At 66.5% G+C, this 15,400-nt stretch carries 14 protein-coding genes and 1 tRNA gene; 1 reads left to right on the forward strand and 14 read right to left on the reverse strand.

Translation table 11 applies throughout. The features are described from left to right. Positions 1–6: 6 nt before the first annotated feature. From ASG27_RS26650 to ASG27_RS10305, 10 genes are all read right to left on the reverse strand, one after another. The gene (locus ASG27_RS26650; protein WP_156370598.1) at positions 7–1,095 is read right to left on the reverse strand and encodes a hypothetical protein; all 1,089 of its coding nucleotides are present in this window, start codon (positions 1,093–1,095) and stop codon (positions 7–9) included. 14 nt (positions 1,096–1,109) lie between these two features. Continuing rightward, positions 1,110–2,069, reverse strand: coding sequence for a hypothetical protein (locus ASG27_RS10265; RefSeq protein WP_056415605.1), 960 nt, complete (start codon positions 2,067–2,069; stop codon positions 1,110–1,112). A 223-nt stretch (positions 2,070–2,292) separates the two neighbouring features. Then, positions 2,293–3,681: a tetratricopeptide repeat protein gene (locus tag ASG27_RS10270; protein WP_056415609.1), complete on the reverse strand. Its 1,389-nt coding sequence runs from the start codon at positions 3,679–3,681 to the stop codon at positions 2,293–2,295. Between the two features lie 28 nt (positions 3,682–3,709). Then, positions 3,710–4,318, reverse strand: a complete 609-nt coding sequence (locus tag ASG27_RS10275; RefSeq protein WP_056161365.1) for a hypothetical protein — start codon at positions 4,316–4,318, stop codon at positions 3,710–3,712. Between the two features lie 145 nt (positions 4,319–4,463). Continuing rightward, positions 4,464–5,876: an amidase gene (locus tag ASG27_RS10280; RefSeq protein WP_056415612.1), complete on the reverse strand. Its 1,413-nt coding sequence runs from the start codon at positions 5,874–5,876 to the stop codon at positions 4,464–4,466. 261 nt (positions 5,877–6,137) lie between these two features. After that, entirely contained in the window at positions 6,138–7,628 is a 1,491-nt protein-coding gene (locus ASG27_RS10285; RefSeq protein WP_056415614.1) for an ABC transporter substrate-binding protein, read from the reverse strand. A 108-nt stretch (positions 7,629–7,736) separates the two neighbouring features. After that, positions 7,737–8,636, reverse strand: a complete 900-nt coding sequence (locus ASG27_RS10290) for an ATP-binding cassette domain-containing protein (protein WP_082485906.1) — start codon at positions 8,634–8,636, stop codon at positions 7,737–7,739. Next, the gene (locus tag ASG27_RS10295) at positions 8,633–9,670 is read right to left on the reverse strand and encodes an ABC transporter ATP-binding protein (RefSeq protein WP_056415620.1); all 1,038 of its coding nucleotides are present in this window, start codon (positions 9,668–9,670) and stop codon (positions 8,633–8,635) included. The genes ASG27_RS10290 and ASG27_RS10295 overlap by 4 nt, the downstream gene beginning before the upstream one ends. Before the next feature lie 187 nt (positions 9,671–9,857). Then, a complete protein-coding gene (locus ASG27_RS10300) occupies positions 9,858–10,733 on the reverse strand; it encodes an ABC transporter permease (RefSeq protein WP_056415624.1) in 876 nt (291 codons plus the stop codon). A 6-nt stretch (positions 10,734–10,739) separates the two neighbouring features. After that, the gene (locus ASG27_RS10305) at positions 10,740–11,702 is read right to left on the reverse strand and encodes an ABC transporter permease (RefSeq protein WP_056415628.1); all 963 of its coding nucleotides are present in this window, start codon (positions 11,700–11,702) and stop codon (positions 10,740–10,742) included. Positions 11,703–11,922: 220 nt separating this feature from the next. Here ASG27_RS10305 and ASG27_RS10310 point away from each other — a divergent pair, with 220 nt between their 5' ends. Beyond that, positions 11,923–12,180, forward strand: a complete 258-nt coding sequence (locus ASG27_RS10310; RefSeq protein ID WP_056415631.1) for a YfhL family 4Fe-4S dicluster ferredoxin — start codon at positions 11,923–11,925, stop codon at positions 12,178–12,180. Positions 12,181–12,472: 292 nt separating this feature from the next. Here ASG27_RS10310 and pth read toward each other — a convergent pair whose 3' ends face one another. From pth to ASG27_RS10330, 4 genes are all read right to left on the reverse strand, one after another. Then, positions 12,473–13,078, reverse strand: a complete 606-nt coding sequence (gene pth / locus ASG27_RS10315; protein ID WP_056415634.1) for an aminoacyl-tRNA hydrolase — start codon at positions 13,076–13,078, stop codon at positions 12,473–12,475. A 397-nt stretch (positions 13,079–13,475) separates the two neighbouring features. Then, positions 13,476–14,108 carry a 50S ribosomal protein L25/general stress protein Ctc gene (locus ASG27_RS10320; RefSeq protein WP_056161382.1) on the reverse strand — a complete coding sequence of 211 codons (633 nt, stop codon included), beginning with the start codon at positions 14,106–14,108 and terminating at the stop codon, positions 13,476–13,478. A gap of 167 nt (positions 14,109–14,275) precedes the next feature. Further along, positions 14,276–15,250, reverse strand: a complete 975-nt coding sequence (locus ASG27_RS10325) for a ribose-phosphate pyrophosphokinase (protein ID WP_056161385.1) — start codon at positions 15,248–15,250, stop codon at positions 14,276–14,278. Between the two features lie 47 nt (positions 15,251–15,297). Continuing rightward, positions 15,298–15,374 (reverse strand) — tRNA-Gln (locus tag ASG27_RS10330). Positions 15,375–15,400 lie beyond the last annotated feature (26 nt).

Consider the following 15,400-nt stretch of genomic DNA (forward strand, 5'->3'; position numbering starts at 1 on the left):
GGTCGCTCACGGAGCCGCGTAGACGATCCCCGGGCGCGTTCCTTCCAGGTCATCCGTGAGGCGGTCCAGCACAGGCTTCGGCTCGAAAGCCAGCCCCAGTGGAACAAAGCGGTAGTCGCCTTTCCGGTTGGTGAACACCGCGAGCCCCCCGGGCGACACAAAGATGGCGTGCCAGTCGTCGGCCACACGCTCGTCGGTCAAGGTCTTGACCAGCTTTCCGTCTTCTCCATAGATACGGATTTCGCCCGTGGCCGCCAGCTTCTGGCCGCCGTCGACCGGGGTCATCCTTTTGACTGCATGCAGCAGATATTTGCCCCCGGGCGCCAGGATGAGGGTGGGCTGCGGATCAGTGCCCGGCACGCCGTCGATGCGCTGGACGCTGCGCCGTGTACGGTCGATCATCGCCACGGCGGCATCGTTCGTGTCGGTGGCGGTGTATTCGACCAGCACGGTATCGGCGGACCATGCCAGCGGATTGGCGAGACCCAGGGTATCGCCACGTGCGAAGTGGGAGGCCTTGGCGAGCATGTCCGCGGCGGCGTCCTTTTCTGGAGGGATCGCTTCCCATCGCTGGTCGGCGTTGAGGGTGACGCGCGGTGGCGCTCCGTTGAGCACGTCGAACGAACCCAGGTCCTGCCGTGCGCGGAGCGTCCAGCCTGGCATATCAAAGGTGAGCAGGCTGTATGGCTTGCGTCCATCGGCGTCATGGCGCGACAGGCGGTCCGATGCAACGATGTGGACGGCCCTTGCGGAGCCGACCTCCTGACCTTCGGATTCGGCAGGCCGTGCCAGGCAGCTGTCAGGGCGAACCCCAGGCCTTGGCAGCGGGGCTACGGCCGCGGGCGTGCCGCTGCGCGCAGAGAGCTGAAAGCTTCCTACCTTGGCTTGCTGCGACAGATCCAGCCGGTCCACCGTGCCGTTGCAGTACACGACATAAAGGAGCGGACGATCGGCAGCTTGCGCAGGTGCGCTGGCCGTCCCGGACGTTGCACGCGGGGTTTCTGCCTCGCGTGAGCAGCCCCCGAGAAAGACGACCAACGCAAGTGCAGCGGTCTGCATCAGGACCGCGCAGTGGCGAGGTGCGGACGTGGGCATTCGGAGTTCCACGGTCAGAAATCCGATTGGGCGAGCACGTTCTCGACGTAGTTGGGGTCTCCTACCGTGCCCCGGTCGGCCACCGGCACACGTTCCCACTCGGCGAAGCCGCGCGTGCCGCTGCCGTCGACTGTGACGAAGAGCACTCCGTTGTCCTGCCGCACGCGGTATTCATGCAAACCGTTGGCGTAGCCGTTGAAACCGCGCAGCGTGTCGAGTTCAAGCTGCTCGGGCGTGTAGTCCGGCAATTCGACGGGCAGCGCTGGAAGTCCCTGCGCGGTGCGAGCCCGATTCCATGCAGTCACCAGGTTGCGAAAACGCTCTCCGGTGCGTACGTTGCGAGGATAACTTTTTGCAATGCGCTCCTTCTCCTGGTACAGCGCCCAGCCTCCACGCACGTTGTCCTTCCAGTTCCAGGTTTGGTCAGCCGTCGGCGCCGGCCGGGTGAGCTGGCACAGGCCTACGCCGCCCAGGCCGTCACTGCTGTACTTGGGCCAGTTGCTCGGCGTGCGGAATTGCTGGAGCGAGCTCTCCTGCCGCATCTTCTTGCGAAAGACAGGGCGGTTGGCTCCGATGCTGTTGGCAAAGGCACGTATGGCAGTGCCCGTGGGGTTGGTGCCCACGACGGTCCAGCTGGCACGCGCGCGCTGCTCGGTGGTCCCCACCCGCATGATCACCTGCACGGTCAGCAGGCCGCCGCGCACTTCGGTGAAGGGAATGCGCCACGTGGGGCTGAGACCCGTTTGCGGCGCGATGCGGCTGTGCTGAGAGCTGCGCCCTCCGCCAAAAGCGACGTTGGTCGGTGGTGCACTGCCATCGAACGCGAGCGTCGCCGACCATTCGTACGTCGGTGCCGGTCCGCTCGGCATGGGCTGGCCCTGCATCACGGCGGTGACCGTGACCGTGGGCATCGTGGCATCGTCTGTGATCGAGAATCGAGTTCCTGCGGGTTGGCTGGTGATGGCGAGCGGCATATGAAAAGGGCGGTGAATGCGTTGCTGCAGACGGCGATTTCGCGTCTTTCGCTTCGATTCTCACGCGCCCATGTGCCAGCTTGGTCAGCGTGCCAGGCTTTGTTGTATCTTGATGTGAAGCCGTCGCAAAAACCCCAGATGGGTTGCAACACGCTGTGGCCCGCGCTCCCATCCACCGCGGTACTTGCCGGTGGCAGCGGCGTATTCCTGCACGGCGGCATTTTCAGGCCCGTGTGGCGATCCTGGCCCGTGCTGGCTTTTTTTCGGAGAGCACCGGCAACCCCAGCACCCCATTCACCACCCCCACCTGCCGCGCCAGCCTCACCGACTCCGGCTGCGCATTCGACAAGGGCTGCAGCAGGTTCTGCACCGCCGCCCACTGCCCGTTGCGCTGCAGCGCATCCAGCCAGATCTGGTGGAACAGGTCGCGCTGCGCGTGGCTGCCGCCGATCTCAATCAGGCGGGGCAAGGCCAGGCCCAGTTGCCGGGCCGCGGTGGTCCAGTCGCCCTGGGCGTGCGCGAGCAGGCCTTGCGCGGCGGGTACGCAGACCTGCTGCCAGACCGTGCGTTCATGGGACTCGGTGCGGGTGGCGGCGTGGGCCTCGATGTTGCGCAGCAGGGTGAGCGCGGTTGCGGTGCGGCCTGCGCGGGCCAGGCCGTAGAGGTACTGCAGGTCGAGAAACGGCAGCACGTGGTCGGACAGGCGCAGGGCCAGGTGGTCGGCCACGTCGGCCCAGCGGGGGCCCACATCGACGCCCGCCAGCTCCAGCCGCGCCAGCAGCGAGACGGCGTTGATCTGGTCCTGCGTGTATTCCTTGACCACGCCCCAGACCTGCTGGTCGTACAGCGCCAGCACGTCGGCATGGCGGTCCTGCTCCAGCAGGAAGAGGGCCTGGTGCCACCAGTTGTGGGTGACCATGAAGGAGTTCAGTCCCGTCCAGGTGTCGCTCACGCCGGCCAGGAAGTCCGTGCCTTCGGCGATGCGCCCCTGGGTCAGCATCACGTGGGCCAGCGCGTGGTGGGCCCAGGGCTCCTTGCGGCACAGGGTGACGGCGTGGCGTGCGGCGGCCTCGGCCTCGGTCAGCAGGTGGCATTGCTCCCAGCCGAAGGCCAGCATGCCATGCAGGTACGGCACGTCGGCGGCAGCGGGCACGGCCTGCAGGGCCATGCGCAGCATGCCGGGCGAGTCGCCGCGGTTGAACAAGTGGTACTGGCCGAGCTTGAGCGAAGCCAGGTCGCGCGGGCTCAGGCGGGCCTGTTCTTCGTGCAGGGCGATGGCGCGGGGCAGGTCGCCGTCCACCCATGCGGCCACGGCGGCCACGAAGCGCTGTTCGCGCTCGCTGGCCCGTGGCGCGCTGGCGAGGGCCTGGTCGATGAAGGGGCGTGCGTTGTGCGATGCGTCCGCCGACTCGGCAAACATGTGCAGCGCCGCGCAGCAAGCCTGCACGATGGCGCTGGTGTCTTGCGCCGCGCCGAGCACGTTCACCGCGCGGGCTTCGCAGGCGATGAAGCCTTCCACGAAGTCATTGAGCGCCGCCAGGCTGGCCGCATCGTGCAGCGTGGCGGGGTTGCCCAGGCTGTCGGTCAGGGGCGTGTGTGGCTGTGGCTGCATGGTGGGGGCATGGTGTCGGCCGCCGCGGTCAGCCGCCCTTGATCAGGGCCAGGTAGGCGTTGCGCGTCTCGGCCGACACGGAGGCGACGAGTTGTTCGTGCGGGGTCTGGTGGCGGGCCAGCATGCGGGCGGTGGCGATGGTCTTGGACTTGCAGAACCAGTGGCAGGTGTGCTGCATGAGGAAGAGCTCGGCCGTCATCATGTAGGCCCGGTCCTTGGGCGACAGGTGGCCGGTGTTCTGCACCACGTGGGCAATGCCGCGCGCGTGGATGGCCAGGGCCTTGCGCATGTCGAAAGTCAGGGCGGGCAGCACTTTTTCGACGAACGGAAAGGCCATGGACAGGCGGCTGACCCGCGTGCTTTCTTCGCTCATCTTGGCGAAGTCGGCGGCGAAGCGGTTGAACTGCTCGCTCAGCTGCAGCTCGGTGGTGCTCAGCAGGCTCCAGATCTGGCCGCGGCGTTCGTCGGTGCCTTCGCCCAGTGCGCGCAGGTAGCCGTCGGTCAGCGCCTCCATGAGCTTTTCGATCTGGTAGTTGGCCAGGTGGCTGCCCAGCAGCACGATGCGCTTGCGCTGCTCTTTGGCGTTGAGCATGAAGGTGCCGGTGGCGATGAGGATCGCCATGATGAGGATGTCCATGCTGTGGTGACGTAGTGCGTTGGGGCCCCGGTGTGCGCTGGCCGCAGAAAAAGAACACGCCGGACGGCCGGCGCCTGTGCCCCCCGAGCGTACCAACAACTGCGGCGCGCGAGGCACAGGGTAAGAACCTGTTCTCAGTCCCAGTCTACGCTGCTGGCGGCAGCGGCCAGGGGCGCTGCGGGTCGCGGATCTGCTCGAACGCGTGCGCCACCTGCAGCACGCCCAGGTCGTCGAAGCGCGCACCGGCGATCTGCAGCCCGATGGGCAGTCCGGTGGACGTGTAGCCGCAGTTGACCGCCGCCGCGGGCTGCTCGGACATGTTGAACGGCACGGTGAAGCCGATGTGCTCCAGCGGGCGCAGCGGGTCGTTGGTGGGCGAGGGTAGTTCGGCCTGGAAGGCGGGCATGGGCGCCACGGGCGAGATCACGTAGTCGAACGCGCTGCAAGCTTTGACGGTGGCCACGCGCGTCAGGTGGAACTGGTGGCTGGCGTTGAAGACTTCGGTGCCGCTCATGCCGGCCGCGCTGTCGGCCCAGGTGCGGATATAGGGCAGCACCTTGTCGCGGCGCTCCGCGGGCAGGGCCTGCAGGTCGATGTGCGAGCGCATGCGCCAGAAGTGGTCCATGCCGTCGAGCATGGCCTGGGTCATGAAGGGCTGCAGGGGCACGATGGTGGCGCCCGCGGCCTCCATCAGGCGCGCCGCGCGCTCGATGGCGGCCTTGACTTCAGGCTCCACGGGCAGGCCGCATCCGGCGTCCAGCAGCAGGCCGATCTTCAAGCCTTGCAGGCCGCGCGTGCGCTCGGCCCGCTGGTCGAACTGGCCCCAGGCGATGTCCTGCGCGGGCAGGCTCATGCTGTCGCGCGCGTCGGGCTGGCTGAGCACCTGCATCATCAGCGCGGCGTCGGCCACGGTGCGGGTCATCGGGCCGGCGGCGCGGCCGGTGTACGGTGGGTCGATGGGGATGCGGCCCAGGCTGGGCTTGAGGCTGAAGATGCCGCACCAGCTGGCCGGCAGCCGCAGCGAGCCGCCGATGTCGGTGCCGATGTGCAGCGGGCCGTAGCCGGCCGCCGCCGCCGCCCCGCCACCCGCGCTGGAGCCGCCGGGGCCCTTGGTGGTGTCCCAGGGGTTGCGCGACAGCGGGTGGAAGGTCGACAGGCCCGAAGACAGCATGCCGTAGTCGGGCATGGTGGTCTTGGCGACGATGACGGCACCGGATTCGCGCATGCGTGCCGCTGGTGGTGCGTCGGCCGACGCGGCCACCAGTTCCACGGCTGCGGTGCCCAGGGGCGTCGGGTCGTCCTGCGTGGCGATGTTTTCCTTGATGGTGCTGGGCACGCCATCCAACAGGCCCTGGGGCTCGCCCTTGTGCCAGCGGGCTTCCGACGCACGGGCCTGCGCCAGGGCGGCTTCGGGCCGCAGCAGGTAGGTGGCCTGGATGTGGGGCTCCCAGCGCTCGATGTGCGCCAGCACGGCCTGCGTGACCTCCACCGGAGAGAGTGTGCGCTGGCGGTAGGCGGCCAGGAGTTCGTGGGCGGGCAGGTCGTGCAAGGCAGTCATGTCGGGAGTTCTACAAGTAAAAAAGGCTGCTACCGCTTACTGGTAAAGCGCTAGCAGCTATTGTTTTGGGAGCAATTCACTACCGCTCGTTTTAGTGGTCCATTGCGCAGCGCGCCGCCCCCAGCCCACAAAACTGGCGCGGCCATAGCCAGTGGCCCCCGTGCAAGGGCCGCCCCGCCGCACCGGGGGCGTCCCCCTCCCGACTCGCGCAGCGAGTCGAGAGAGGGGGAAGGCGCGAAGCGACTCAGGGGGTGTTTAATCTCAAGACCAGGACAGCGACGAGATGTCGTTCACGAACACCGGCATGTCTTTCCACAGGCCCTTGAGGTTCTTGTTGGCCACCGTGATCCACTGGTTGGAATACAGGAACGCGTGCACCGAGTCCTGCGCCAGCAGGCGCTGCGCCTCGCCCAGCAGGCGCGAGCGGTCGGCGGGGCGGGCGGCGTTCTTGATCTGGTTGAACAGTTCGTTGAACTTGGGCGAGTTGTAGGCCCAGTAGTAGTCGGGCTTGGCGAAGTTGCCCAGGTCGAACGGCTCGACGTGGCTGATGATCGTCAGGTCGTAGTTCTTGCTGCCGTAGGTGCCGCTGAGCCACTGCGCCCATTCCACGTTCTGCAGCTTGGCGACGATGCCGATCTTGGCCAGCTGGGCGGCAATCACTTCGCCGCCCTGGCGCGCGTACGGCGTGGGCGGCAGCGTGACGGTCAGCTCCAGCGGCGTCTTCACGCCCGCTTCGGCCAGCAGCTTCTTGGCTTTTTCCACGTCGTACGGGTTCACGCCCGTGGTGTCCACATAGCCGAAAGCGCCGGGCACGTAGTGGCTGCCGATGGGCGCGCCGTAGCCGTCGGCGGCGCCTTCGATCACGGCCTTGCGGTCGATGGCGGCAGCGATGGCGCGGCGCACGCGCAAGTCATCGAGTGGCTTCTTGCCGTTGTTGATGGCCAGGATGGTCTTGGCGCGCGAGCCACTCACCACCACCTGGAAGCGGGGGTTGGACTTGAACTGCGGCACGCTGCGGGGCGTGACGCGCGGGAACGCATCCACGTCGCCCGCCAGCAGGGCGGCCACCTGGGCGGCTGGGTCGGAGATGAAGCGGAAGGTGGCGCGCTTGATCTTGAGCGCCTTGGCGTCGCGAAAGCCTTCCCACGCCGTCAGCACGATGGACGAGCCCTTGTTCCAGGCGTTGAGCTGGTAGGGGCCGGTGCCCACGGGCTTGTTGGCGTTGCCGTCGGCGCTCTTGGGCTCCACGATGATGGAGGTGGCCTGGCCCAGCACGAAGAGCAGGTCGGGGTCGATGTCCTTGTTCAGCACCACGACGGTGAAGTCGTCCACCACCTGCGTGGTGAGGTTGGCGAAGGTGCGCTTGTCCTTGTTGGTGCTCTTCTCGCCGCCCGCGCGGTCGTACGAGAACTTCACGGCGGCGGCGGTGAAGGGCTCGCCGTTCTGGAACTTCACGCCACGGCGCAGCTTGAAGGTGTAGGTCTTGAGGTCGGGCGAGACTTCCCAGCTCTCGGCCAGCAGGGGCGAGACGCTGCCGTCGGCATTGATCTTGGTGAGCGTCTCGAAGATGTTGTACTGGACGATCTCGCCGATGGCAGATGCCGCGCCGGCGGTCGGGTCCAGGCCCGGCGGCTCCAGCGTCATGGCCAGCGTGACCGCATCTTTGCGGCTCTGCGCCAGCGCGCCGAGCGGGGTGGACAGGGGCACTGCGGCGATGGCGCCGGTGGCAAGGACGGTACGGCGGTTCAGCATGTTCGGATACTCCAGACAAAAGACCTGACAAAAAACCAGAGGACGGGCCCGGTGCAAATGGTTACCGGGGCCCACAAAAGCTTTTTACACCATCACGTGTGCATGTGGTTATGCGGTTTTCGCGGTGGCTTGTGCGGCTGCCGCCGCGCGCCGCGCGCGGGCGCGGCCGGGCTGCACCTGCGGCACGGCACCCACCAGCGACTGCGTGTAGGGGTGCTGCGCGTTGCGGAACAGTTCGGCCGGCGAGCCGCGCTCGACGATGCGGCCCTGGTACAGCACCACCACTTCGTCGCACAGGTGGTTGACCACCGCGAGGTCGTGGCTGATCAGCATGTAGGTGATGCCGAACTCGTGCTGCAGGTCCTGCATGAGGTTGAGCACCTGGGCCTGCACAGACACATCGAGCGCGCTCACGGGCTCGTCCGCCACGATGAGGCGCGGGCGGGTGATGAGGGCGCGGGCGATGGCGATGCGCTGGCGCTGGCCGCCCGAAAACTCGTGCGGGTATTTGCCCAGGTCGTTGGTGCGCAGGCCCACCTGCGACAGCACCTGGGCGGCCTGCTCGCGCTGCTCGGCGCGGCTGGTCTGGCCCTGCGCCTGCAGCGGCTCGGTCACGATGCGCTCGACCGTCTGGCGCGGGTCCAGCGATCCGTACGGGTCCTGGAACACCATCTGGAAGTCGCGCCGGGCCTCGCGCAATTCGGCCGTGGGCAGCTGGTGCAGGTTGCGGCCCAGCAGGTGCACCGTGCCCGAGGTGGGTGCGTCCAGCGCCATCACCAGGCGCGCGAGCGTGGATTTGCCCGAGCCCGATTCGCCCACGATGCCCAGGCTGCGCCCGGGGGCGACCGAAAAGCTCACGCCGTTGAGCGCCTTCACCGTGCCCGGTGGGCGAAACAGATGTTCGCGCGGCAGCGTGTATTCACGCACGAGGTCCTGGACCTGCAGCAGTGCGCCGTCGGGCAGCGCTGCGGAGGTGCCCTGCATGGAGGAAGCGATGGCGTGGTTCATGCGGCCACCTCCACGACCTGGACGGCCTCGGCGCTCAGTGCCGCGGCAATGGCCTCGCGGCGGATGCAGCGCACGACGTGGTCGCCGTCGGCATCGGTGGACACCAGTGTGGGGGCCGGCTGCTCGTGGTGGCAGGCGTCGATGGTGTAGCTGCAGCGGCCGGCAAACGGGCAGCCGGCGGGCAGGTCCACCAGCTCGGGCACCGTGCCGGGAATGGTGGACAGCCGCGGGCGCTGGCCCGGTGCATGCACCGCGCCCAGGTGGGGCCGTGCAGCGAACAGGCCGCGGGTGTAGGGATGGGTCATCGCGGAGAAGACGGACGCCGTGGAGCCGCTCTCGACGACGCTGCCGCCGTACATCACCATCATGCGGTCCACGTTCTGCGAGATCACCCCGAGGTCGTGCGAGATGAGGATCAGTGCCATGTTGCGCTCGGCCACCAGGTCGCTGATGAGGTCCAGGATCTGCTGCTGGATGGTCACATCGAGCGCGGTGGTGGGCTCGTCGGCGATCAGCAGATCGGGTCCGCAGGCCAGGGCCATGGCGATGGTGATGCGCTGGCGCTGCCCGCCCGAGAACTGGTGCGGATAGGCATCGAAGCGCTGCGCGGCGTTCGGGATGCCCACGCGGTCCAGCAGCGAAATGGCTTCCTTGCGGGCATCGGCCGCGCCCATGCCGCGGTGCAGGCGCAGCGGCTCGGCCACCTGGCGGCCGATGGTGTGCACCGGGTTCAGGGCCGTCATGGGCTCCTGGAACACCATGCCGATGCGGTTGCCGCGCATCTTGCACATCTGCGCATCGGTGCGGCCCACGAGCTCTTCGCCGTCGAAGCGGATGCTGCCCGTGACCTGCGCGCTGTCGGGCAGCAGGCCCATGAGCGACATGGCGGTGATGGACTTGCCGCAGCCCGATTCACCGATCAGGCCCAGGGTTTCGCCGCGCGCCAGCGAAAAGCTCACGCCGCGCACGGCATCGGCCGGACCGCGGTGGGTCTGCAGGCGGATGCGGAGGTTGGAGACTTCAAGCAAGGGCATGGCAACAGGTCTTCATCGTTCGCAGAGTTTTTTTCAGCTGTCTATCGTGCCGGACGCGGCCGATGCAAAGGCATGCGCGAGACCAGTGCCCCCGTGCAAGGGCCGCCCCGCCGCACTGGGGGCGTCCCCCTCCCGCATTGCGTAGCAATGCGGGAGAGGGGGAAGGCGCGAAGCGACTCAGGGGGTGTCATCTCTTCCTCGCCAGGCGTGGATCCAGCAGGTCGCGCAGGCCGTCGCCCAACAGGTTCAGGCCCAGCACCGCCATGGCGATCGCGACACCAGGCCACACGGCGAGCAGAGGCGCCTGGAACATCAGCGTCTGGGCCTCGCTGAGCATGCGGCCCCACGAGGGCTGGGGCGGCTGCGTGCCCAGGCCCAGGTACGACAGGGCGGCCTCGGCCAGGATGGCGATGGCGAACTGGATGGTGGCCTGCACGATCAGCACCGACAGAATGTTGGGCAGCACGTGCTCGATGGTGATGCGCCAGGCGCCCTTGCCGCAGGCGCGCGAGGCCATGATGTATTCGCGCGACCACACTGCATTGGCCGATGCGCGGGTGACGCGCGCAAACGTCGGGATGTTGAAGATGCCGATGGCGATGATGGAGTTGACGATGCCGGCGCCAAACACCGCCGTCATCATGATGGCCGAGAGAATGGCAGGAAACGCGAAGGTGAAGTCGGCCAGCCGCATGATGAGTTCTTCGACCCAGCCCCGCTTGGCCGCGGCCAGCAGGCCCAGCGCCGTGCCGATGGTCAGGCCGATGCCCACGGCGATCACGCCCACCAGGATGGAATTGCGCGCCCCCACCAGCAGCAGCGACGCCACGTCGCGACCGAACGCATCCGTGCCCAGCCAGTGCTTGCCGTTGGGGGGCTGGAGCTTGGAGGCCAGGTCCATCTCGTAGGGAGACCAGGGCGTCCAGGCCAGCGACAGCGCTGCGGCCAGCAGGAGCAGCAGCGACAGCACGGCACCGATCACGAAGCTGCGGTGGCGCAGCGCGCGGTGCAGCCAGCCGGGAGCTGCAGTGGCGGAAGGGGAGGGGGAGATGACGGCGCTCATGGGGGATCAGATGTCGGAGGCCTTCACGCGCGGGTCGATCACGGCGTACAGGATGTCCACGACGAAGTTGACGATGACCACCATGGTGGCGAGCAGCATCACGCAGTTGCGCACCACGATGAGGTCACGGTTGGAGATGGACTGGAAGATCAGCCGGCCCAGGCCCGGCAGGTAGAACACGTTCTCCACCACGATGGTGCCCGCCAGCAGGTTGGCGAACTGCAGCCCCATCACGGTGATCACCGGGATCATGGCGTTGCGCAGCACGTGGCCCCAGAGCGCGGCACGCTGCGACAGCCCTTTGGCACGCGCGGTGCGCACGAAGTCCTCGCGCAGCACCTCGAGCACGGCCGAGCGCGTGATACGCGCCAGGATGGCCGCCTGAACCACGGCCAGCGCGATGGCGGGCAGCAGCAGCGCCTTCAGGGCCTCGAGCGGGCCGCCGCCGGCGTCTTCCGTCCAGCCCGGAAAGCCCCCGGCCGAGAACCACTGCAGCTTGACCGAGAACAGCAGGATCAAAAGGATGGCAAACCAGAAGTTGGGGATGGCGATACCGATCTGCGCCAGGCCCATCACGCCCACGTCGCCCACCTTGTTGTGGCGCGAGGCCGCATACACGCCTGCAATGAGGGCCAGCACGGTGGTGATCACCATGGCCATCAGCGCCAGCGGCACCGTCAGGGCCAGGCGTTCGAGCACCAGCTCGAGCACAGGCGTGCTGTAGGCGTAGCTGTTGCCCATGTCGCCCACCACCAGGCCGCTGATCCACTCCCAGTAGCGCTGCGTGGCCGGCTGGTCGAGGCCGAGCTTGGTGGCCAGCGCGGCCACGGCATCGGGCGAGGCATCGGGCCCCATGAGCATCTGCGCCGCGTTGCCCGGCAGGATCTCCAGCACCAGGAAGACGACGATGGAGGCGCCGATCAGCGTGGCCAGGAGCGTGATGAACCGCTTGAGAAAAAACAGACCCATGGGAGGCAAGCGTGATGGAGGGGTGGCTACGCAGGCGCGTCAAAATTAATGTGTATACACAGCATAACGGTAAAAACATCCCCGTCGGCGGTGTTGGGTTGCGGTGTGGCATGCAAGGCACATGCCACCGGCACGGGATAATACGGGCTATGAAAACCGCACTGCCGTTGTATGCCATCGTCATCCCCCGCGTCGGGTCCGTCGGCGCGCAGGAGGCAGTATGGCGCTGATGATCACCGACGAGTGCATCAATTGCGATGTGTGCGAGCCCGAATGCCCCAACCAGGCGATTTACCTGGGGCAGGAGATCTACGAGATCGACCCCCACAAGTGCACGGAATGCGTGGGGCATTTTGACGAACCGCAGTGCGTGCAGGTCTGCCCCGTGGCCTGCATCCCGGTGAGCCCCCAGCATGTCGAGACCCGCGAGACCTTGTGGCAGAAGTTCCAGCGGCTGCAGGCCTCTGCGTCGTCCTGATGGTGCTGAGGGCGCTGATGTGGTCTTGATGCTGCCCTGAGTTTTGGATCTTTTTGGCTGCTACCGCTTGTCCAGCAAGCGCAGGCAGCTATGAAAAGAGTAGCGCTCTGGCGAGCCGGTGCTCAGCGATCCGGTCTCCTGGCGCGTCGGTCCATCCGCAGCAGCTTCTCGCCGCTTCGTGCGGTGGCGCATCTGGTGCGTGATGGGTGCGTGATGGGTGCACGCAGCGTATCCAATGTGGTGCGTCACGCCGGCGTATCGCGCCGACCCATGGCCGCCACGGGCACCGCGCTCAATCGGCAGGCCGCGGGGGCTTGGGCCGGGGCGGCTTGGTGGTGTGGATGAGCAAGGTGGCCTTGTCCATCTCGCCGGCCAGCATTGCCGGGTAGGCCTTGAGCGAGTGGACGATGCTGTCTTCGATCAGCACGCGCTGGTCGGGTGCGGGTTTCTTGAGCACCCAGCTGGCCACTTCGCTTTTCACGCCCGGATGCCCGATGCCGATGCGCAGGCGCCAATAGTCGGGCGAGCCCAGCTGGCCGTGGATGTCGCGCAGGCCGTTGTGGCCTGCGTGGCTGCCGCCGCGCTTGAGCTTGACCTGGCCGGGCGGGATGTCGAGCTCGTCGTGCACGACCAGGATCTCTTCGGGCAGGATCTTGAAGAACCGAGCGAGCGATGCGACGGACTTGCCCGACAGGTTCATGAAGGTCTGGGGCTGCAGCAGCCAGACGTTCTGGCCGTGCACCGTGGTGCGCGCCATCAGCCCGTGGTAGCTGCGCTCGGGCACCAGGGTGGCCTTGAGGTCGCGCGCCAGGGCGTCAATCCACCAGAAGCCCGCGTTGTGGCGGGTGGCTTCGTAGTCGGGGCCCGGGTTTCCAAGGCCTACAAACAGCTTGATCATCTGCTCGATTATCCGGGTGTTGAAGTGCGGTGCGACGCGGCGCGGGGCAGTCGGCAGACCCGTCGCTGCACGGTGCCGTGTGCGTCCATGCCCCCCGGCCCGGTACATGGCAGGCGGCGGTGGCGGCGCTTATTGCTGTCGCGGTGGAGTTCGTCAATGGCGGCGCGCTGCGTGGGCGTTGACGTCAGCGTCGACGTCGGCGTGGTGCATCGGCATCCGCGTGCAAGCCATGCGCAGTGCGTTCTGTTGGCTGGTGGTACCAAGCAAAACGGCCCACTTGCGTGGGCCGTCGTGCGGCTGGGCAGCCTGCCGAGACAGGCGGGCCGTGTAGTGCCGTGCGTGCGGGTTGTCAGAAAACCACCGGACCGGTGGTCTTCGTCGACCGCAGGGCGAAGAATTACTTCTTGCCCTTGCCCTTGCCCTTGGCGTCGGCTGCAGGAGCGGCTTCTGCGGGGGTCTCGACCACCACGACAGGAGGCGTCACCGACACCAGCACGGGGTTGGTCTGGTTGCCGCGGATCTTGGCGGTCACGCCCTTGGGCAGCTTGATGTCCTTCAGGGTCAGGGACGAGCCCTTTTCCAGCTTGGACAGGTCCACAGCGATGAACTCTGGCAGGTCCGAAGGCATGCAGGTCACGTCGAGTTCGTTCACGATCGGGTTGACCATGCACTTGTCGACCTTGACGGCGTTGGACTCTTCAGCGCCGCTGAAGTGCAGTGGCACCTTCATGTGCAGCTTGGTCTTCTCGTCCACGCGCTGGAAGTCGATGTGCAGCACGAGTTGCTTGTAGGGGTGGTATTGCACGTCGCGCAGCAGGACCTTGGCGGTCTTGCCGGCCACTTCCATGTCCAGCACGCTGGAGTGGAATGCTTCCTTCTTGAGGGCGTGCCACAGTGCGTTGTGGTCGATCTCGATCAGTTGGGGTTCCGTGGCACCACCGTACACGATGCCGGGGGTCTTGCCCGAAATGCGGAGACGGCGGCTCGCACCCGTGCCCTGCTTGGCGCGCTCAAAAGCGACGAAGTTCATATTTAGCTCCTGATAAGAGGCGACCGCGACCAGTCATCCTCTGTTTTAAAAAGGCTTGAGGCCACATGCCACAAGCCTGCAAGTTGTTCCCGAACAAACAAGCAACAAGCCTCCCAAGGGAGGCTTGCGTGCAGAACCGCTGCTGCCGTGCTCCCGAAGGAACTGGATCAGAACAGGTTCTCTTGGTCCGAGAACAGGCTCATCACCGACTCGCCCTTGGCAATGCGCTGGATCGTCTCGGCGATCAGCGGGGCCACGGAGAGTTGGCGAATCTTGGTGCATCCCTTGGCGTTGTCGCTCAGGGGGATGGTGTTGGTCACTACCACTTCATCGAGGGCCGAGCCCTTGGCGATGCGTTCAATGGCAGGGCCCGAAAAAATGGGGTGCGTGCAATAGGCGTACACCTTCTTGGCGCCGCGCTCCTTGAGCACCTCGGCCGCCTTCACCAGCGTGCCGGCGGTGTCGATCATGTCGTCCATGATCACGCAGTTGCGGCCTTCGATTTCGCCGATCACGTGCATGACTTCGGACACGTTGGCCTTGGGGCGTCGCTTGTCGATGATGGCCAGGTCGCAGTTGAGCTGCTTGGCCAGCGCACGGGCACGCACCACGCCGCCCACGTCGGGGGACACGACGATCAGGTCCTCGTAGTTCTTCTGGCGCAGGTCGCCCAGCAGAACGGGGGAGGCATAGATGTTGTCGACCGGAATGTCGAAGAAGCCCTGAATCTGGTCGGCATGCAGGTCCATGGTCAGCACGCGGGCCACGCCCACGGTCTGCAGCATGTTGGCCACCACCTTGGCCGTGATCGGCACGCGGCTGGAGCGGGGGCGGCGGTCTTGCCGTGCATAACCGAAGTAGGGGATCACGGCGCTGATGCGTTCAGCCGATGCGCGCTTGAGCGCATCCACCATGATCAGCAGCTCCATGAGGTTTTCGTTGGTGGGCGCGCAAGTGGACTGCACCACGAAAACATCGCGTGCACGCACGTTCTGCTTGATTTCAACGGTGACTTCACCGTCGGAGAAACGACCCACATCGGCAGCGCCCAGGGTGGTACCCAGGTGCTGGGCGATTTCAGCTGCCATGCCAGGATTGGCATTGCCGGTGAAAACCATGAAGTCGGGGTGGTTGGCTTGCATGAGAGTCCCAGCAGTCTGAAAATAATGCCCGTATGCGAGAAGATATTTGGCAGGGGAAGAAGGATTCGAACCTTCGCATGCCGGAATCAAAATCCGGTGCCTTAACCAGCTTGGCGACTCCCCTACACAGGTCAATTGCCGAAGGCAACC

Source organism: Acidovorax sp. Leaf191 (assembly GCF_001424425.1).
Classification (GTDB): Bacteria; Pseudomonadota; Gammaproteobacteria; order Burkholderiales; family Burkholderiaceae_C; genus Acidovorax.

Excerpts from the sequence above, each read along its gene's own strand:
- ASG27_RS10265 (WP_056415605.1), bottom strand. The coding sequence starts at position 2,069 with ATGCCGCTCGCCATCACCAGCCAACCCGCAGGAACTCGATTCTCGATC.
- ASG27_RS10320 (WP_056161382.1), bottom strand. The coding sequence starts at position 14,108 with ATGAACTTCGTCGCTTTTGAGCGCGCCAAGCAGGGCACGGGTGCGAGC.
- ASG27_RS10275 (WP_056161365.1), bottom strand. The coding sequence starts at position 4,318 with ATGGACATCCTCATCATGGCGATCCTCATCGCCACCGGCACCTTCATG.
- ASG27_RS10295 (WP_056415620.1), bottom strand. The coding sequence starts at position 9,670 with ATGCCCTTGCTTGAAGTCTCCAACCTCCGCATCCGCCTGCAGACCCAC.
- ASG27_RS10305 (WP_056415628.1), bottom strand. The coding sequence starts at position 11,702 with ATGGGTCTGTTTTTTCTCAAGCGGTTCATCACGCTCCTGGCCACGCTG.
- ASG27_RS10310 (WP_056415631.1), top strand. The coding sequence starts at position 11,923 with ATGGCGCTGATGATCACCGACGAGTGCATCAATTGCGATGTGTGCGAG.
- ASG27_RS10300 (WP_056415624.1), bottom strand. The coding sequence starts at position 10,733 with ATGAGCGCCGTCATCTCCCCCTCCCCTTCCGCCACTGCAGCTCCCGGC.
- ASG27_RS10270 (WP_056415609.1), bottom strand. The coding sequence starts at position 3,681 with ATGCAGCCACAGCCACACACGCCCCTGACCGACAGCCTGGGCAACCCC.
- ASG27_RS10285 (WP_056415614.1), bottom strand. The coding sequence starts at position 7,628 with ATGCTGAACCGCCGTACCGTCCTTGCCACCGGCGCCATCGCCGCAGTG.
- ASG27_RS10280 (WP_056415612.1), bottom strand. The coding sequence starts at position 5,876 with ATGACTGCCTTGCACGACCTGCCCGCCCACGAACTCCTGGCCGCCTAC.
- ASG27_RS10290 (WP_082485906.1), bottom strand. The coding sequence starts at position 8,636 with ATGAACCACGCCATCGCTTCCTCCATGCAGGGCACCTCCGCAGCGCTG.
- pth (WP_056415634.1), bottom strand. The coding sequence starts at position 13,078 with ATGATCAAGCTGTTTGTAGGCCTTGGAAACCCGGGCCCCGACTACGAA.
- ASG27_RS10325 (WP_056161385.1), bottom strand. The coding sequence starts at position 15,250 with ATGCAAGCCAACCACCCCGACTTCATGGTTTTCACCGGCAATGCCAAT.
- ASG27_RS26650 (WP_156370598.1), bottom strand. The coding sequence starts at position 1,095 with ATGCCCACGTCCGCACCTCGCCACTGCGCGGTCCTGATGCAGACCGCT.